The 17,461-nt window shown below is 37.1% G+C and carries 15 protein-coding genes; 4 read left to right on the plus strand and 11 right to left on the minus strand.

Features of this window, described 5'->3' with window-relative positions:
* Positions 1–112: 112 nt before the first annotated feature.
* Both IM793_RS17645 and IM793_RS17650 read right to left on the minus strand, forming a co-directional pair.
* Positions 113–487 carry a DUF779 domain-containing protein gene (locus IM793_RS17645; protein WP_121287232.1) on the minus strand — a complete coding sequence of 125 codons (375 nt, stop codon included), beginning with the start codon at positions 485–487 and terminating at the stop codon, positions 113–115.
* A 248-nt stretch (positions 488–735) separates the two neighbouring features.
* Positions 736–2,241, minus strand: a complete 1,506-nt coding sequence (locus IM793_RS17650) for an aldehyde dehydrogenase family protein (protein ID WP_193423621.1) — start codon at positions 2,239–2,241, stop codon at positions 736–738.
* 332 nt (positions 2,242–2,573) lie between these two features.
* Here IM793_RS17650 and IM793_RS17655 point away from each other — a divergent pair, with 332 nt between their 5' ends.
* Complete coding sequence (locus IM793_RS17655) at positions 2,574–3,500, plus strand: AraC family transcriptional regulator (RefSeq protein ID WP_193423623.1); 927 nt, start codon at positions 2,574–2,576, stop codon at positions 3,498–3,500.
* On the opposite strand, the gene IM793_RS17660 is transcribed toward IM793_RS17655, so the two are convergent.
* From IM793_RS17660 to cmk, 8 genes are all read right to left on the minus strand, one after another.
* Complete coding sequence (locus IM793_RS17660) at positions 3,497–5,161, minus strand: beta-N-acetylhexosaminidase (RefSeq protein ID WP_193423625.1); 1,665 nt, start codon at positions 5,159–5,161, stop codon at positions 3,497–3,499. The genes IM793_RS17655 and IM793_RS17660 overlap by 4 nt on opposite strands.
* A 405-nt stretch (positions 5,162–5,566) precedes the next feature.
* Entirely contained in the window at positions 5,567–7,501 is a 1,935-nt protein-coding gene (rpsA, locus tag IM793_RS17665) for a 30S ribosomal protein S1 (protein ID WP_029288947.1), read from the minus strand.
* A 615-nt stretch (positions 7,502–8,116) separates the two neighbouring features.
* Positions 8,117–9,097, minus strand: coding sequence for an SH3 domain-containing protein (locus tag IM793_RS17670; protein WP_193423627.1), 981 nt, complete (start codon positions 9,095–9,097; stop codon positions 8,117–8,119).
* Positions 9,098–9,235: 138 nt separating this feature from the next.
* Positions 9,236–9,892, minus strand: a complete 657-nt coding sequence (gene lepB, locus IM793_RS17675; protein WP_193423629.1) for a signal peptidase I — start codon at positions 9,890–9,892, stop codon at positions 9,236–9,238.
* Positions 9,893–9,929: 37 nt separating this feature from the next.
* Positions 9,930–11,003, minus strand: a complete 1,074-nt coding sequence (locus IM793_RS17680) for a hypothetical protein (protein WP_193423631.1) — start codon at positions 11,001–11,003, stop codon at positions 9,930–9,932.
* Positions 11,004–11,019: 16 nt separating this feature from the next.
* Complete coding sequence (locus IM793_RS17685; RefSeq protein WP_193423633.1) at positions 11,020–12,519, minus strand: YgcG family protein; 1,500 nt, start codon at positions 12,517–12,519, stop codon at positions 11,020–11,022.
* Positions 12,520–12,576: 57 nt separating this feature from the next.
* Positions 12,577–13,407, minus strand: a complete 831-nt coding sequence (locus IM793_RS17690; RefSeq protein ID WP_193423635.1) for a DUF1080 domain-containing protein — start codon at positions 13,405–13,407, stop codon at positions 12,577–12,579.
* Between the two features lie 501 nt (positions 13,408–13,908).
* Positions 13,909–14,589: a (d)CMP kinase gene (gene cmk, locus IM793_RS17695; protein WP_193423637.1), complete on the minus strand. Its 681-nt coding sequence runs from the start codon at positions 14,587–14,589 to the stop codon at positions 13,909–13,911.
* A gap of 123 nt (positions 14,590–14,712) precedes the next feature.
* Between cmk and IM793_RS17700 the strand changes: the two genes are divergently transcribed.
* The 3 genes from IM793_RS17700 (at position 14,713) to IM793_RS17710 (ending at position 16,849) form a co-directional block, all read left to right on the plus strand.
* Entirely contained in the window at positions 14,713–15,237 is a 525-nt protein-coding gene (locus tag IM793_RS17700) for a ferritin (RefSeq protein ID WP_132395314.1), read from the plus strand.
* Positions 15,238–15,271: 34 nt separating this feature from the next.
* Entirely contained in the window at positions 15,272–15,679 is a 408-nt protein-coding gene (gene arfB / locus IM793_RS17705; RefSeq protein ID WP_193423639.1) for an alternative ribosome rescue aminoacyl-tRNA hydrolase ArfB, read from the plus strand.
* Between the two features lie 135 nt (positions 15,680–15,814).
* Positions 15,815–16,849 carry an MAC/perforin domain-containing protein gene (locus IM793_RS17710; RefSeq protein ID WP_193423641.1) on the plus strand — a complete coding sequence of 345 codons (1,035 nt, stop codon included), beginning with the start codon at positions 15,815–15,817 and terminating at the stop codon, positions 16,847–16,849.
* A 69-nt stretch (positions 16,850–16,918) separates the two neighbouring features.
* Here the strand turns inward: IM793_RS17710 and IM793_RS17715 are convergent, their stop codons facing one another.
* Positions 16,919–17,434 carry a murein L,D-transpeptidase family protein gene (locus IM793_RS17715; protein WP_193423644.1) on the minus strand — a complete coding sequence of 172 codons (516 nt, stop codon included), beginning with the start codon at positions 17,432–17,434 and terminating at the stop codon, positions 16,919–16,921.
* Positions 17,435–17,461 lie beyond the last annotated feature (27 nt).

Below are 17,461 nucleotides of genomic sequence, written 5' to 3' on the forward strand. Positions count from 1 at the left end.
CTCCATTTCACTGCGTTCCAGTCGAGATGACGATTTATCATAGAATATATAAACAAAAAAAGCCAGCTGGATTGCTCCGAACTGGCTTCTGTTTAAACCAAATAAACCAAAATTACTCTGCCGTTTTAACCGGAGTTAAATCTTTTAATTCTTCTTCGGAGAATAAGCGGTAATGGATCTTAAAGGTTTTTTGAAGCGGGGTTTCTAACGAAAAGCCACCTACACCAAATCCATCCAGTACATCTAAAGTAAAGTGTGAGAATTTCCAATACTCGAACAGGTCTCTGTCTACCCAAAACTCGCAACCTTCTATTTCACCTAAACAAACATCGCGCATTCGCAGGTAATAACCTCCTTTTTCGAAACATTGGGGCTGTGTACCCTCGCAGCATCCACCGGCCTGATAGAACATCAGTTCCCCGTGTTTTTCTTTAAGTATCGCAATCAGCTCTTTTGCTTTTTCTGTACTGTCTATTCGCTCGATCATAATCGTTTTTTTAGGTTGGAAAACGGGTTTTTAGAAAGATGTTGTATTATAAAAGTAATGCCAGATTCCAAGAGCGGTCGTCTTTCCCGCGTAGGCGGGAATCTTAAAGCGTATTGCATTAGGATTCCCAATCAAGTTGGGAATGACGATATCCCTCAAAGTGTCATCACAAATACAATGTTTTAGCTAAAGAATGAATTTTCATGATGACAATTTGTATTTATAACACAGCTCCTCATTCAGACCAACTAAAAGAAACCTAATTTATTTTTATCGTAAGAAATAAGCATGTTTTTGGTCTGGCGGTAATGGCCTAACATCATTTTATGGTTTTCTCTACCCACGCCCGATTGCTTGTAGCCACCAAAAGGAGCACCTGCAGGATAAGCATGATATTGATTAACCCAAACACGACCTGCTTGAATGGCTCTGGGTACCTGGTAAAGCTCATGCGCATCGCGTGTCCAAACACCGGCACCTAAACCATACAAAGTGTCGTTTGCAATTTCAATGGCTTCTTCTACTGTTTTAAAGGTAGTAACTGCCAATACCGGACCGAAAATTTCCTCCTGGAAAATCCTCATTTTGTTATGGCCCTTAAAGATGGTTGGTTTGATGTAATAACCGCCACCCAATTCGCCAGGTAATTCGTTCACCTCGCCACCAGTTAACACTTCGGCACCTTCTTCTTTACCTAATTTAATGTATTGCGCAATTTTTTCATATTGGATTTTCGAAGCTTGCGCACCCATCATTACCGTTTTATCCAAAGGACTACCGATTTTTATCGCTTCTGTTCTCTCGATTACTTTGGCAATAAATTTTTCGTAAATATCTTCCTGGATCAATAAACGTGATGGGCAGGTACAAATTTCACCCTGGTTTAAAGCAAACATTACTGCACCTTCTACCGCTTTATCTAAAAAGGCATCATCTTCTGCCATTACCGAACTGAAGAAAATGTTGGGTGATTTTCCGCCTAGTTCCAGTGTAACCGGAATGATATTTTCGGTTGCATATTGCATCACCAATCTGCCTGTAGGGGTAGAGCCTGTAAATGCGGCTTTCGAAATTTTAGGATTGGTCACTAAGGCACGTCCAAGTTCAGCTCCAAAACCGTTTACCACATTTATTACTCCCGGAGGTAATAAATCGCCGATTAATTCCATTAAAACCATAATCGAAACTGGTGTGCTTTCTGCTGGTTTTAACACCACACAGTTTCCCGCGGCAAGGGCAGGGGCAAGTTTCCAGATGCCCATTAGCAATGGGAAATTCCATGGAATAATCTGCGCCACTACACCAATCGGCTCATGTACGATTAACGAAACAGTATTTTGATCGAGTTCTGAAAGTGAACCTTCTTCGGCACGGATTACTCCCGCGAAATACCTGAAATGGTCTACGCCTAATGGTAAATCGGCAGCTAAGGTTTCTCTAACTGCCTTACCATTATCGATGGTTTCAACCGCCGCCAGGTATTCGAGGTTATCTTCCATCCGCTGTGCAATCTTGTTCAAAATGATACTTCTTTCTGTAGAAGATGTTTTGCTCCAGGTTTTAAATGCCTCATGTGCGGCATCAACGGCTAATTCTAAATCTTCCTTTGTGGAATGTGCTGCTTTAGTAAAAACTTTACCATCAATTGGCGATATGTTATCGAAGTAAGCACCTTTTACCGGGGCTACAAATTTCCCTCCAATGTAATTATCGTAATGGCTTTTGAATGATGGTTTTTCAATTAAATTTTCCATAATTATTATTGATTATTAAATTTTAAAAATCATTTTGAGCGGGATTTGGTATAGGATTTTAATGGGATGGCTCATCATGATTTTACGTTTTTAAGATTTGGTTAATACAAACCTAATGGCAAAGCCTATGGAGCAGATAGTACAATCGAATCAATTGATAGCATTATTATTTCAGGAAATGTAACCAAATTGAAACCATAATGATCTTAACAGTCAGCAAATGGAGATTAGGTCATGTCATGCAGGTTGCTGGCATTTATCCATACGATATAACTAGCTGAAATAATTATATTTGAGTTTATTAAATATGTCTGACCAAATCTTTTCGGTTTATGCAACATACATTAGATCAGGTAAATCTCAGTGCATCGGAAGCCTTGCAAACTTTGGTAGAGAATAGAACCTCTTATACCTTAGAGCGTTGCGAATTAAATGTTTTCGAAACCTATACCGAATCGTATAAAGTTCCGCTTACTTTTAATGATTTTGTAATTACGAGCATGCTGAGGGGCAAAAAGGTAATGCATTTATTTGATAAGAAAGGTTTTGATTATTTTCCTGGCCAAACTGTTATTGTTCCGCCTGCCGTTACCATGGAAATTGATTTTCCTGAAGCTTCAGATCTTAATCCCACCCAATGTATCGCCCTGGCTATAGATCAGGAGCAGATCCAAAAAACAATTTCTTATTTGAACGAGTTTTTCCCGAAAGAAGGCAGTAATGAGAAATGGCTGCTAAACTACGATGAATATCATTTTTATAACAATGAAGAGATTGCCTACCTTATCAATAAAGTAATCAGGATCTGTTCTGAACGGACAAAAGAAAAAGATGTTTTAGCCGATTTAACTTTAAAGGAATTATTGGTCCGCATTATGCAGACCCAAAATCTTAAAACCATCAGCGATGAAGGTTATAACCTCAATCAAAATCCATTGGCCTTTGTGCTGAACTACATTAAATCTAACCTTAACGAGAAGATCAGCATCAATAGTCTGAGCGATAAGGCCTGTATGAGCAAGGCAACCTTTTATAGGTTGTTTAAGCGCGAACTGGGCATTAGTCCTAACGATTTTATCCTGGCAGAAAAAATTAACAAAGCCAAAATCTTACTTACCCATCCTGGGACAAAAGTGGCTTCGATAAGTTATGAGCTTGGTTTTAACGATGCCAATTATTTTATCAGGGCATTTAAAAAGATCGTGGGCATTACACCGGGTACTTATCAGATGCAGGTGGCAAAACAGATCATTCACTAATTTTCTAAATACCTTTTCGAATAAGTAATGCCCATTAAATCATATCGCTTAAACTGTGTTTTTAAGCGTTTTTGAAAATCAGGGTAATTGCGTTTTTCTTTCGGACTCCATAAAATTTCGCTTAAGGCATCTAACCTTGGGAAAAGCTGATACTGCACTTTTGCCGGATTGGTAATGTATTCACTCCACAAACAAGCTTGTCCGCCCCAAATGTATTTTGCCTGTTCGGCAGAGAGTTCGGCTGGTATAGGTTCATAATTGTATACATCAATTAGTGGCGAAAACTTATTCGCAGTTAAACTGTCTTCTTTTACAAATTGGGCGTGGTTAAAATACATTTTAATTTCAGGTGTCATAATTACCTTATGTTGCTGTTTGGTAGCTTCAATACCACCTTTTTCGCCCTGCCAGCTCATTACCACCGCATTTGGTGCTAAACCGCCCTGTAAAATCTCGTTCCAGCCGATAATGGTTTTGCCTTTGCTGTTTACAAATTTCTCCATCCTGCGGATAAAATAACTTTGTAGTTCGCTTTCATTTTTCAATCCGTTGGCTTTCATGATCTCTTGCGAAACATCCGATTTTTTCCACCATATTTTCGAAGCTTCATCACCACCAATATGGATGTATGGCGATGGAAATAGGTCCATTACTTCTGTTAAAACATTTTCTAAAAACTTAAATGTGGTATCAGAAGCCTGCAATACATTATTGTATTTGTTCATCATTCCCCAGGTTTCGGCAACTTCATATTTTTTATTGGGCTCGGTGCCTAATTCAGGGTAAGCAGCTAATAAGGCCATGCTGTGCGCAGGCATTTCAATTTCTGGAATAATGGTAATGTAACGTTTGGCGGCATAATCAACTACCTCTTTAATCTGTTCTTGTGTGTAAAAGCCGCCATGTTTAATGCCATCTGTTTGGAGTACAGCATCTTTTGGCGTAATCTTTACTTCTGTTGGCAATACCTGATATTTAATGTTTTCATTTCCTTTTCCCGGCCATAAACCAATAATGCTGCCGTTGCGCCAGGCAACGATTTCGGTTAGTTTGGGGTATTTTTTGATTTCGATCCGCCAGCCATGGTCATCAGTTAAATGCCAATGAAAATAATTCATTTTATGCAGCGCTAAGTAGTCGATGTACTGTTTTACAAAGGCTACATCAAAAAAATGGCGGCTTACATCGAGGTGCATGCCTCGGTAATCGAAACGTGGATAATCGGTAATTTCGACCGCAGGAATTTGTAATAAATGAGATTTGGTCTCAGGTATTAACTGAATTAATGTTTGAATACCATAAAAAAGTCCGTTTTCTGAACATGCATAAACTATTGTTTGATTGTTGTTGCTTATAAGCTCGTATTCGTTTAAGTTTTTTAATAACCGGCTAATTATTTCTAATTTAATTATGTTTTTTTTGCTCGTTGAATTAGGATTAATTCGAAGTTTTATATTATAATATTGTAGAATATAATTTTGTAGAAATAAAGCTGAATTTGATAAAGAATCATTTGAAATAATTTCTGTGTTTTGATCAATGATAAATTTTTCGGTATTTTTTCCTGTTTTAATACTTACAGGTTGTGGGATAATATTAATTTCCTGTGCCGAAAGTTTGTAGGAAATAATCGTCAGAAACAAAAGGATAATTTTTCTCATGCTGAAAAGACTTGGTTACGCTTTTCAAAAGTAATAATTATAGGCGGATGAAAGGAAAAGGTTTGGCAGGGCGAATTACTTTGTTACATAAACCCGATGGGGGGCGGGCACGAAGTGTAACGGAGTAAAGCGGACAGCGGGGCAGGAGTTGCCGATTTAGGATTGCGTTCGTTTTCAAATATTGAACCATATAAGACATTTAAGAAAATATAAGCTCATGTTGCAAATTTCTTCAATGTTCTTACATTTCTTATATGGTGAATGAAAATGAGATTGCTTTGTCGGCTGAAAAAGCCTTCTCGCAATGACGATTCATCAAAGAAATCCGTATTTCCGTGGCAAAAATAGGTCAAAAAAATCCCGATAACTTTCGCTATCGGGATTAATATATTCAGTTAAAAAGAACTAGCCTTTTTTAGCTTTGCTTTCTTCGCCTTCTAATTGCGATTTCAATTGAGCCAATACGTCTAAGTCTCCTAAAGTAGATTTCTCTACAGAATCTTTAACTTTTTTAACCGCAGTTACAGCAGCTTTAGCTTCTTTTTTCTTAGCATTTCTTTCTTCTGCTACAGCTTCAGCTTTAACCTCTTCCCAGATACGGGCGTGAGATACTACGATACGTTTTGCTTCTTTGTTGAATTCAATGATTTTGAAGTCATTGGTTTCTTCAGCTTTAACTGAAGTACCATCTTCTTTAACCATGTGTTTAGTTGGTACGAAACCTTCTACACCATATGGTAAAGCAATAACAGCACCTTTATCAGTTACTTTAACAACAGTACCCTGGTGAACCGAATCTAAAGTGAAGATCGTTTCGAAAGTATCCCAAGGGTTTTCTTCTAATTGTTTGTGACCTAAGCTTAATTTACGGTTATCAACGTCTAATTCTAAAACAACTACGTCTAATACATCACCAACTTTAGTGAATTCGTTAGGGTGGTTTACTTTTTTAGACCATGATAAGTCAGAAATGTGGATTAAACCATCAATACCTTCTTCGATTTCAACAAAAACACCGAAGTTAGTCATGTTTTTAACAGTTGCCTGGTGCTTGCTTCCAACTGGGAATTTAGCAGCAACTTCTTGCCATGGATCGTTAGATAATTGTTTAATACCTAAGCTCATTTTGCGCTCGTCTCTGTCTAAAGTTAAAACTTCAGCTTCGATCTCATCACCAACTTTTAAGAATTCTTGTGGATTTCTTAAGTTTTGTGACCAGCTCATTTCAGAAACGTGAATTAAACCTTCAACACCTGGGATGATTTCTAAGAAAGCACCGTAATCTGCAACAGTTACGATTTTTCCTTTTACTTTAGAACCAACAGCTAAGTTAGCATCTAAATTTTCCCAAGGATGTGGCGTTAATTGTTTTAAGCCTAAAGCGATACGTTTTTTCTCATCATCGAAATCTAAAACAACAACGTTGATTTTTTCATCTAATGATAATACTTCTTTTGGATGCTCTATGCGGCCCCAAGAAATATCAGTAATGTGAAGTAAACCATCAACACCACCTAAATCGATGAACACACCGAAATCAGTAATGTTTTTAACAGTACCTTCCAATACCTGACCTTTTTCTAATTTAGAAACGATCTCTACTTTTTGGCTTTCTAAATCGTCTTCGATTAACACTTTATGAGAAACAACTACGTTTTTAAACTCATGGTTAATTTTAACAACTTTAAATTCCATTGTTTTACCCACGTATACATCGTAATCGCGGATAGGTTTAATATCAATTTGAGATCCTGGTAAGAAAGCCTCAACGCCCATGATATCAACAATTAAACCACCTTTAGTACGGCTCTTAACGAAACCGTTGATGATTCTATCATTTTCAAGAGCCTCGTTAATTGCTTCCCATGATCTTTGGGTTTTTGCTCTTTTGCGAGAAAGGATCAATTGACCGTTAGCATCTTCTGGTGCTTCAACGAAAACGTCAACTGAATCGCCGATTTTTAGATCTGGTGTATCACGGAATTCCGAAGTAGAAACTAAACCGTCTGATTTGAAACCTACGTTTAATACTACATCTTTGTTGTTGATTGAAACAACAATACCGCTGATGATTTCACCTTTAGTGATCTGATTGAATGTTCCGGCATACATATCTTCAAACTTTTTACGGTCTGCATCATTGTAATTACCGAAAACTTTTTCATCTGCATCCCAATCGAAATCCTCGGTTGGTGTAGCTAATGATGATTTGATCGATTCGATCGAAACTGAATCAGCTTCTGATTCAATAGTTTCTTTTTCAGTCAGGCGTCCGCCTTCTCCCTGAAGTTCAGCTGTTTTAGCTGCTAATTCTTTTTCTGCTACTTGTTTTTTAGCCATTAATTAATTATCTCCTTTTTCCCCTATTTAGGGACTGCAAAGGTAAAAATTTTTTAATTAATAGAAAAGATTTTTTTAATAAATGTTGCTGATTTTTAGCGTTTTATAATTCCCCTCCCATGGAGGGGTGCCTGAAAGGCGGGGTGGTTATTTGAATTTGCCAGATACTCTTTGAGAATATGAAAGTATTATATAGTGATTTTAAGGTTAATTATTTGAAAATGAGCGCTCCGTATTTCATCGGGAACAGCAGCCCCGCTATCGCTTATAGTCCTCGCTACGCTCCGGGCTATTCCGCTCTATCAGGTTTAGAAACAAAGGATTGTGTAAAAAAAAACATCAAACGTTCCTACGGAACGAAACGCCAATAACAAATTGGCTACCCATGATTCGTCCCGCTGGGACGGCTTACAGGCAATGGTTTAAAATGTATGTTAAATAAATTCTTAATTAATCTTTGCCATTTTGCCAGGAAGGTTTACAGCAATGACTAAAGGATGTCAATTAAATATAAACTGCAAAATAACAATATTTGCCGTCCCATCGGGACGAATCATGGGTAGAAAAAAAATATATGTTTTTTTCGTTCCGTAGGAACGTTTGGTAGGTGGTGGTTTATTTTTTTGTAAACGTTCCCCTCGTAAAGCCTTCGCCAATTAAGGTATGGTCATTCCTGATCAATAGCATAATGGTGTTTTGCTGATCATATAATTTGATCATGTCACCCTCAACTACATATTTAGAGGTAAAAATCGAATCCCTGTAGGCATCGGTAACCGTTACCGAATCTTTTGATTTAAAATTGAAGGTTTTGTATTGTATATCTTCATTACTTGCAAATGTGCCTGTTACCACTTTTGCCTGTATAAAAGTAATGTAGCAGAAATATCCGGTTACCAGGATTACAAGCACTGCAAAACCGATCAAAAATTTGTTGCCACTGGCATATTTAATCGAAAAGTATAATATAGTGATAAGTATTAAGGCCACAACTGCAAAAAAGATAATGTTCGTGTAATCTGTTTTTACCAGAGGTACTGATGCGGTCACGCTGGTTTTTTCTACTGCAGCTTTTACAGGAGAAACCCTGACTAAAAATTCTTTACTCACCCATCCTTCACCGTTGGTAACCTTAATTTTATAGAAGCTCGTATTCGATGAGTCGATAACAGCCACATTTTCATTTTTAGGCAGGTATCCTACAATTTTGCTTTTTGGATCAGCTTGTTGCCTTACGCGTAAATCGTCGGCAGTTACGCGATACATGTCGGTGCTTGTTGCCGTTTGAGTGGCAGCACCTGTTTGTGCAGTAGTTGCCTGCGGAGTAGTCGGTTTAGCTGCCGGTGTAATTTTTTCTACAAAATCCTTGCTTACCCAACCTTCTCGGTTTTTAAACTTTACTTTGTAAAATTTGTCATTACTTGCGTCTAAAACCGTAATGTTTCCATTTTGGGCAATATTTCCAATCACCTTGCTTTTCGGATTGCTGCTTTCTCTTACGCGCAACTTATCGGCCTTGACCTTGTAAGTTTCCTGCGCACTTAAACGGTTAGCAAAAATAGAAAGAGCGATGAGGAGGAAGAAAATTCTAGTCATAAGTATAAGATTCTGCGAAACAGTTTAATCGGTAATTGCAAACACGCTATAAGCAAACACCGTGCTAAGAGTTTCAAAATTAGAAAATACTTTTAATAGCTAAGGATAGGATTTAAAAAAGAGTTCTAAATCCAATGTTTATAAAACTACACCAAGTAAATCGCTTTTTTTAATAAAACCAATATATCTGGAGTCCCTTGCATTGTTCCTGTTATCACCAAGCACGAAAAAACTGTCTTTTGGAACCAGTACTGGGCCGAAATTATCTGCATTCCATCTGTTCTGCCATTGTTTCTCGATATTTTCATCAAGGTATGCCAACATTGCCAGCTGTCTGTGCTGATAAATGCCTGCTTTTTTAGCTTCAGCATCAACAAGTTCAAGATGAACCTCATCAGCCATCGCATATATATTTTCTCCGGCCTTTATTTTACCCGAACTGATTAGTTTGTCGTATACTTGATTGCTAAAATTATAATTGTGTTTGGTATCGTAATTCTGCAGCATTATTTTGCCGTTTAAATAAGCGTCGCCCTTTTTTATTTCGATCTGATCTCCTTCGACAGCACAAAGCCTATAAATACAAGGCACTCCACCTACTTTCACGACAATGAGACTGCCTTTTTTCGCTTCTTTTAAATTTGAAGCCATTACGATCTGATTAATGGCAATATTGGGCTCATTGGCAGATGAAACATTTCTATAGGTATTGAAAATGCCAAAAATCCTGATGCCGATCCAAGAGCATACTAAGAGTAAAAAGAAACCTGCACAGATGAAAATTACCTTTTTCATGTTTGGAAAGCGTTAAGTTTGAACCGATAAGATATAACTATTTTTTTTTAATTACATAAATACCGTTTCCACCCCGGTCGCCAATATTTGTTCCATACGAGAGGATAATAAAAGCAACATCCAATTTATTTTCAAATGCTTTTGGGACCTGATATAAATCCAGATTAATTTTTGGTTCGGAAGAAAATCCAACAGCTTTAAGCGCAATTTCTTTAAACCCTATTAGCTGGCTTTTATGTTTTAAGGTCAGATAAACGTCGCCACCCCAGGTTTGTGGCAAACCAGTGTATGGCGCCCGGCCCTGTAAGTTCTCTTTTTTGAAATATTTTAGAATAACAGGATTTTTCGGGTCTGTCCAATTATAAGGCTGGTTTTCTACATTATTCTGGTTTTTATAACTCAATAATGGATATTTCCCAGTAATACTGCTTTTTAAAGCAATAAATCTGTTCCCTTTAATAGGGTAACCCTTAAAATCAAGCTCATTTTCTGAGCCCATATCCTGATAGATCCGATCATCGTTTTTAAAAGTATTCATGGCGAGCCAGCCTTTGGATGTTTTAAAATAAAAAGTTAAAGAATGCCAATCTGCTGCTGTTTTATAGGTTACTGCAAGCGCATTTTTGTAATTGGTCTCAAAAATTTCTTCCCAGGCCTTTTCGTCCATTTTAAAATCCTGGTTCAGGAAATCAATAAAAGGCTGTCTGTTTTTATTACCTGATGTGCTCCAATCAATAAAATAATCTTCGCCAAAAACCACACCTTCGTTATGAAAGGTATGAATGGCACTGCTATCATTAACGAGCGAATCGATTGAATTTCCATTTGCATCGAGTTTGTGGTATACCTCAAAATCCTGGTTTACATGTGCAGTGGTAATAATGAAACTCCCCGTTTCGGTATCGTAATCTATATTTGCCGGATCATAGAAAAGATAATCCACTTCAAAATTTTCTGATTGGGCTCCCTGATTTAAATAGGGGTAATGTTTCAGCTGATCAGGAAATGATAAATTAGATAAGGCTATATTAATGACCGTAAACTTAGCCATATAGATAATGATCAGAATGATGAAAATGGCAAGTGCGATCAAAATATTTTTCTTTGTCATTTAATTTGAGTTAACACTACCAGCTTCCACCTGTACCACCGCCACTACTGCTTCCTCCGCCCCAGCTACTGCTCGATGAAGAGGAAGAACTGCTGCTACTGCCAGACGAAGAAGAAGATGACTTCGATTCGACCAGCATGGCCAGTGTAATCCACTTTATAAATTCTGTTTTTTTGCAAAAACTGCACTCATTTATCAGTTTTGCCTGGCCTTCATGGCTGTAGGTTGCCGCTCTTGTGGTTATGCGTTTATTTAGTTTGTAAGTTCTAAAGTAACAATCCGGGCATTCAGTATAGCTATTGTAGTTTTCTGCAGGCCATGCCTTAATGATATGTTCTTTATGGTCGGCACTTTCCCAGATATCGTAATCATAAGCTTTTACTATTTCCTCTTTGCGTTGGCCCTTTGTTAAAAAAGGTTCGCCTTCAATATTGATATCCCTATCCAAACGCAGCATTTCCTGGCCCTTACTATCCAGCACTGCTTTAAATCGGTTAATGTTCTTAACACTTTTAAATAAATAGATGATAATGTTGATTAAAATAAGGGGAGAAAAAATGATCAGCCAAAAATTCTTTTTATGAAAGCTACTTACCGAATTAAAAAAGTTTTTATCGTCATTGTGTATTTTTCGCAATGCTGAAATGTGGAAAAGGTACCTGCCGAAAAGTACAAGAGCCAAAATAACATACAGAATAATCGGAACATCTTTTGGCCTTATTTTTTTAACTAATTCCAGTCCACCAAAAAAGAAGAATATAAAGCCAGTTACAAAAGTGATCATCATCGCCACCGCACAGCCTTTTCCAATCTTTTCATATTGGTTTCCATCTGACTTGGATTTATCTTTTGTAGCATTTTTAGCCTGCCGGTTTAAAATTTTGAATGCAGCCCAAAAAAGCAGAATGATTATCCCGGTAGGTAGTAAGAAATCTTCTAAATCATTACCACTTTCTTTCTGAGTAAACAATTGGTTGAGCTCCGATTTATGTTCAGGTTTTAAAATAACCTCGCCAATGGCATTAATGGTATTGGTAATTCCGGTGGCAAAATCATTTTCTCTAAAAGCTGGTATAAGCTGTTGTTCGGCAATATGTTTAAGCTTTACATCAGGTAAAACACCTTCTGCACCAGTACCCGTAATAAACCTGTATTTACGGCGCTCCTTTGAAATAAATAACAACAAACCATTGTTACTGGTTTTTGAACCTATTCCCCATGTATTGAACAGCTCATAAGCAAAGTCGAAATCCTCTTTATCATGGTCGAAATCGTTAACTACCACCACTGCCACTTGCACATTGATTTTAGTCTCGAAATCGGAGATGGTACTATTGAGCTCCGAAACCGCATTGGTACCCAATATTTTATCAGGGTCACTTACATAACCACCCCCATTATTTTTAGGATCGGGGATGTCTTTTACTTTGTAAGCAGTTTGCCCAAAAGCGATATTGGCAACTAAAAGAAAGAATAGCAGGGAAAGGGATTTGAAAAAACGGGTGTTGAGCATCATATAAATTTAGGTGTAATGTTTTTACATCATCATTCAACAACTAAGTAGTAATATGGTTTACTCTTTTAATATTTTAGCCAATACTTTGTCCAGTTTGGTCTTATTTTTCATATAGGCTGCTAAATCATAAAGTTTTACCGTTTTAAATTCTATCGGATGGCTTTCGCTTTGTAATGATATATAACCTGATGTTAATGCTTTACCATCTGTTTTAACTTTCGGGTCGAAGTTAGAGACGTTGCCGCCACCAATTTGAGGTTTGGTGTATTCTAAAACCACTTCGCCATCTATGATGTGTTTGATAACAGAATCACCTAAGACTAAAAATTCTGCGGTTACCCATTGGTCGCCTGCATAGGTTTTCGATTTGGAATCTAAACAATGTGGCGTAAACAATTTACCGTTATAATTTATCAATGTTCCAGGTGTACACACATTGCTGGTATGTCGTTCATGTTCTCCATCTCCACCTAAAATCTGCCCTTCGATAGAAATCGGAAAATCCTGGTCTTTTAACATCGTTGCCGGATCCTGGCAATGTAACATGGCACCACTGTTTCGGGTTGCCCAGCCTTCGCCACCTTTAGCCTGTTCGCCTACAAAACGATAGGTTACTTTTAAAAGATAGGCAGAAAAAGGTTGTTTATAAAAGATATGACCATATTGTTGGTCAAATTCATTGTATCCGTCATAACTCACTTTCATTACACCTTTTTCTACACGGAAAGTATTGGCATAATTTTCTTTATAGCCGTGTTTTGCAATTTTAATGTTCCAGTCTTTTAAATCTTTTCCGTTAAAGAGATTGATCCAGCCTTTTTGGGCATTTACATTTAAAATAAAAAGGGATAGAAATAATACAGTAAGGTAAATTGATTTTAATTTCATAGCAACATTTGGGTTATGTGCTAAAAATATGAATTTTTTTCTGAAGTCAAAGTTTGATTGCCAGATAGTTCATAGACCCAACTATATTAAAAAAAATCAATTCTTCCCTCGGTATGTCATCCTGAGGGTTAATTTATTTCATAAAAATCAATATAAATGACAGTATTAATCTACTCGTAAAAATCCATCGAGCTACCGTCATTTCGAGCTGAATGCAACGCAGTCGAGAAATCTAACGAAATAGATCTCTCCATTTCGCTGCGCTACAGTCGAGATGACGACCTTTCTATTGGTGTCCTGTCAATGGTATCGGAGTCGAAGGACCAGTAGTTAGGTAGTTCATCGTTAATAGCTTGGGTGTCAGTTAATCGATTTAGACAATTAACCAGTTAACCAAACCTTTGTAATATTTTTCGTCGCTTCATAGTAACCAATATGGCCATCAACTACTAAACCATTGACCAGTGAACAAATGAAACTGCTGACTAATGAAACTGCTGACTAATGAACCAAAAACGGATTAACTTTCTCCAGCGCAAAATCCAATTGTTCTTCCTGTGTAAGATCGGTATTATCTAAAATAATGGCATCATCGGCCCTAACCAACGGACTTTCCTTGCGGGTGGTATCCGCATAATCACGGTGTGCAAGGTTTTCAAAAACCTCTTCTAACGTAGTTTCGTTATTGCCTTTGCTTTCCAGTTCCTTGAATCTGCGTTCGGCCCTGATTTTTGGATCAGCTGTCATAAAGAATTTTACCGGTGCATCAGGAAAAACGGTGGTGCCAATATCACGGCCATCCATTACGATATTTTTCGATTTGCCCATGCGCTGCTGTTGTTTCACCATTTCATGGCGTACAATTTTATGTGCCGAAACCTCGCTTACATTTTCAGACACAGGCATTAGACGGATCTCATCAGAAACTTCTTCACCATTAAGGGTAATGTGCGATTCATAATCGCGGGAGTGGAAATTCAGTTCAATGTGCTGTAAAGCATCAACAACTTTAGCATCATCAGTAATATCGATATTATTCCTTAAAAAATATAGGGTTACGGCACGGTACATTGCCCCGCTATCTACATAAATGAAACCTAATTTTTTAGCCAGTGCTTTCGCTAATGTACTTTTTCCGCAAGATGAATAGCCATCTATTGCTATTACCAGGTTTTTCTTCATCGTAGCGCAAAGGTAAAAAATAGAAACAGAATGCTGAATTTTTTTAAGATAGATTATAAACAAGGTATTGCTAAAACATTGATTTGCTGGATGTGTTTAATTAGAAAAATAAATAGAAAATTTATGTTACTATCTGAAAGAATGTTGGCGGCGCTGAATAACCAGGTTAAATTGGAAGCCGAATCATCACAAGTTTATCTGGGCATTGCCTCGTGGCTGGAAACACAGCCGGGTTTAGAAGGATATACCGAGTTTTTTTACCGCCAGAGCGACGAAGAACGCCACCACATGCTGAAGTTGATTCATTATATTAACGACCGCGACGGACATGCCATAATAACCGCATTAGATATGCCTAAAAATTCTTTCTCGCAGGTAATAGAGGTATTTCAGGATTTCCTTGATAATGAACTGTTGGTATCAAAAAGCATTAACGATCTGGTAGAACTTTCGTTGAACGAAAAAGATTACCTGACTTTTAAATTTTTACAATGGTATTTAGATGAACAACTGGAAGAAGAAAAAATGGCAAAAACCATGTTAGAGAAACTGCAATTAGTGGGTAACGATAGGGGAGGAATTTACCAGTTGGATAAAGATATTGTAGGTTTACGTAGTAAGGTAAGCGAAACCAAAGAAGGAGAATAAGATTTTATTAGTCCTAATTTCTTACTTTTGTAGCATGTTACCTACAAGAGAAGAAATTTTACGGTCTGTTACATTTAAAACTTCCAGAAGTGGGGGTAAGGGAGGACAAAATGTAAATAAAGTTTCGAGTAAGGTAGAGCTCATTTTTAATATCGATGCCTTTGAGCATTTCAACGACGAGGAAAAAACACTGTTAAAGGAGAAACTTCAAAACCGTTTAGATTCTGAAGGACTCTTGCATATTGTTTCGCAGGAAGATAGAAGCCAGCTTTTAAACAAAGAGAAAACCATTGCAAAACTGATTGATTTATTAAAGCGGTCACTAACCGTTCAGAAAAAAAGAAAGCCAACCAAAATTCCCAAAGGCGTTATCGAAAAGCGGCTAAAAAATAAAGCCTCAACAGCTGAAAAGAAGAAAAACAGGAAAGTAATTGATCTATAATGATTTATGGTTATACTGTTGCTGTCTTTTAGTTGTTTTGATTTACCTTTTGATAAACCCATTCAAATACCAGAATTTGTTGTGTAAGTGGCACCAAAATTGACACTGGTGAGCACACACAAATAATTAAACCAAATGAAAAGAACTATTTTAGCGCTGGCCTTTATGGCTACACTTGCTGCCTGCAAGAAAAATCCTGAAGAAATTCCAAACCCAGTTCCTGAAGAAAAATTATCCCCTGATATTGCCTATACGGTTAAGGGAGCAACCCAGGATACTCAACCTTTATATCCACCATCTGCAACCTTCAATTTTTTAGGGTTCGGATATGATGTTACAGATAAGTTTAATGATCTGGCTTCTGTAAGAGGCAATGTAGTCGATATTTCTGCTTATGATGCCGACAGAACATATAACGTTGTTTTTATAAGAGGTACACAATCTTCGTGGAGGACTACTCAGGCTGAAAGTGCCGTTGATTTATCAACAAAATTCTCTAATTCATATAACGCAACCAAGGGTTTAAAACTCTTTGGAAATACCATTAATCAGGTATTTCCAGGAACGGATGCTACTAATAAAAAATATGTTTACGGACACTATTCGTATTACATAACCTGGAAGGTGTATAAGTTTTATTACGACCAGTCGGTAAATAAATTTTTAACAGCAGATTTTAAGAGAGATATTACTTTATTATCTGCTCAGGAACTTGTTAGTAAATACGGAACACATGTTTTAACAAACATAAAAATAGGTTCTAAATTTGACGTTGTTTACCAGGCAGAAGCACCTCAGAACGAGAGGCGGGGGGCGATTATTATGGAAGGATTACGTTATACGTTAAAAAGGACATTTGGCTTGCCTACCGGCTACTTGGATGAGCCTATCCTACGCAATTTAAATGATAATACTGCTGCCCAGATCTATTATAGTTCAACAGGAGGTGATATTAGCAAATTAAAGCCCGAAACCATAAATAACAGAGTTATTGTGAACCTTAACAATTGGGTTGCTTCTACTACAGAGGATAAAGCAACTTTTATAGGCGCTTCGGATGATGGTTTGACCCCACTATATAACTTTATTGATGATGCAGCTAAAAAAGCTGAAGTAAAAGCTTACCTCGATCAGTACTATGCCGCAAAGGTGGTTAAACTGACAAATTAAATAGATACAATAAAGGGCAATTTAATTGCCCTTTATTGTATAACCAATTCTCTCAAATCCAAAATAAATTTAAGGCCTGATTTCTATTTTAGTTCCAATATTTACGGCATAAAACAATTCGTCTACTTCGTTATTGGTTAGTGCCATACAGCCATTTGTCCAATCGAAAAATCGTTGAAACTTGCCAATAAAGCCTAATTTATTTCGAATTCCATGTATTTTAATATCGCCACCAGGTAATTTATTCAGGGCTTTAGCTTTGGCAATATCTTCTTTATTTGGATAAGATACTCCAAGATTTTTATGGTAGCCGCTATTTGGGTTTTTCGCGTTGATGATATAAAACCCTTCTGGTGTTTTTTCGTCACCTTCAAATTCCTTATGGCCCAAGGGATTATCACCTAAAGAAATTTTGTATGTTTTGATCAGCTTGTGCTTCGTGTAAGCAAATAGCTGCCGATCAGATTTTTTTACAATAATGTAATCAATTTCGGTATTTAGTGGGAGTTTTTGTTCGGGATATAAATTGTAAATGGCCGCACCGATTATGAAAAACGAAATGATAAAAAGGATTATTTTTTTCATGCGATGTAAATTAGTAACTAAATTAAT

This window comes from Pedobacter sp. MR2016-19, assembly GCF_014947265.1.
Taxonomy (GTDB): domain Bacteria; phylum Bacteroidota; class Bacteroidia; order Sphingobacteriales; family Sphingobacteriaceae; genus Pedobacter.

Excerpts from the sequence above, each read along its gene's own strand:
- IM793_RS17645 (WP_121287232.1), bottom strand. The coding sequence starts at position 487 with ATGATCGAGCGAATAGACAGTACAGAAAAAGCAAAAGAGCTGATTGCG.
- IM793_RS17650 (WP_193423621.1), bottom strand. The coding sequence starts at position 2,241 with ATGGAAAATTTAATTGAAAAACCATCATTCAAAAGCCATTACGATAAT.
- IM793_RS17655 (WP_193423623.1), top strand. The coding sequence starts at position 2,574 with ATGCAACATACATTAGATCAGGTAAATCTCAGTGCATCGGAAGCCTTG.
- IM793_RS17660 (WP_193423625.1), bottom strand. The coding sequence starts at position 5,161 with ATGAGAAAAATTATCCTTTTGTTTCTGACGATTATTTCCTACAAACTT.
- rpsA (WP_029288947.1), bottom strand. The coding sequence starts at position 7,501 with ATGGCTAAAAAACAAGTAGCAGAAAAAGAATTAGCAGCTAAAACAGCT.
- IM793_RS17670 (WP_193423627.1), bottom strand. The coding sequence starts at position 9,097 with ATGACTAGAATTTTCTTCCTCCTCATCGCTCTTTCTATTTTTGCTAAC.
- lepB (WP_193423629.1), bottom strand. The coding sequence starts at position 9,892 with ATGAAAAAGGTAATTTTCATCTGTGCAGGTTTCTTTTTACTCTTAGTA.
- IM793_RS17680 (WP_193423631.1), bottom strand. The coding sequence starts at position 11,003 with ATGACAAAGAAAAATATTTTGATCGCACTTGCCATTTTCATCATTCTG.
- IM793_RS17685 (WP_193423633.1), bottom strand. The coding sequence starts at position 12,519 with ATGATGCTCAACACCCGTTTTTTCAAATCCCTTTCCCTGCTATTCTTT.
- IM793_RS17690 (WP_193423635.1), bottom strand. The coding sequence starts at position 13,407 with ATGAAATTAAAATCAATTTACCTTACTGTATTATTTCTATCCCTTTTT.
- cmk (WP_193423637.1), bottom strand. The coding sequence starts at position 14,589 with ATGAAGAAAAACCTGGTAATAGCAATAGATGGCTATTCATCTTGCGGA.
- IM793_RS17700 (WP_132395314.1), top strand. The coding sequence starts at position 14,713 with ATGTTACTATCTGAAAGAATGTTGGCGGCGCTGAATAACCAGGTTAAA.
- arfB (WP_193423639.1), top strand. The coding sequence starts at position 15,272 with ATGTTACCTACAAGAGAAGAAATTTTACGGTCTGTTACATTTAAAACT.
- IM793_RS17710 (WP_193423641.1), top strand. The coding sequence starts at position 15,815 with ATGAAAAGAACTATTTTAGCGCTGGCCTTTATGGCTACACTTGCTGCC.
- IM793_RS17715 (WP_193423644.1), bottom strand. The coding sequence starts at position 17,434 with ATGAAAAAAATAATCCTTTTTATCATTTCGTTTTTCATAATCGGTGCG.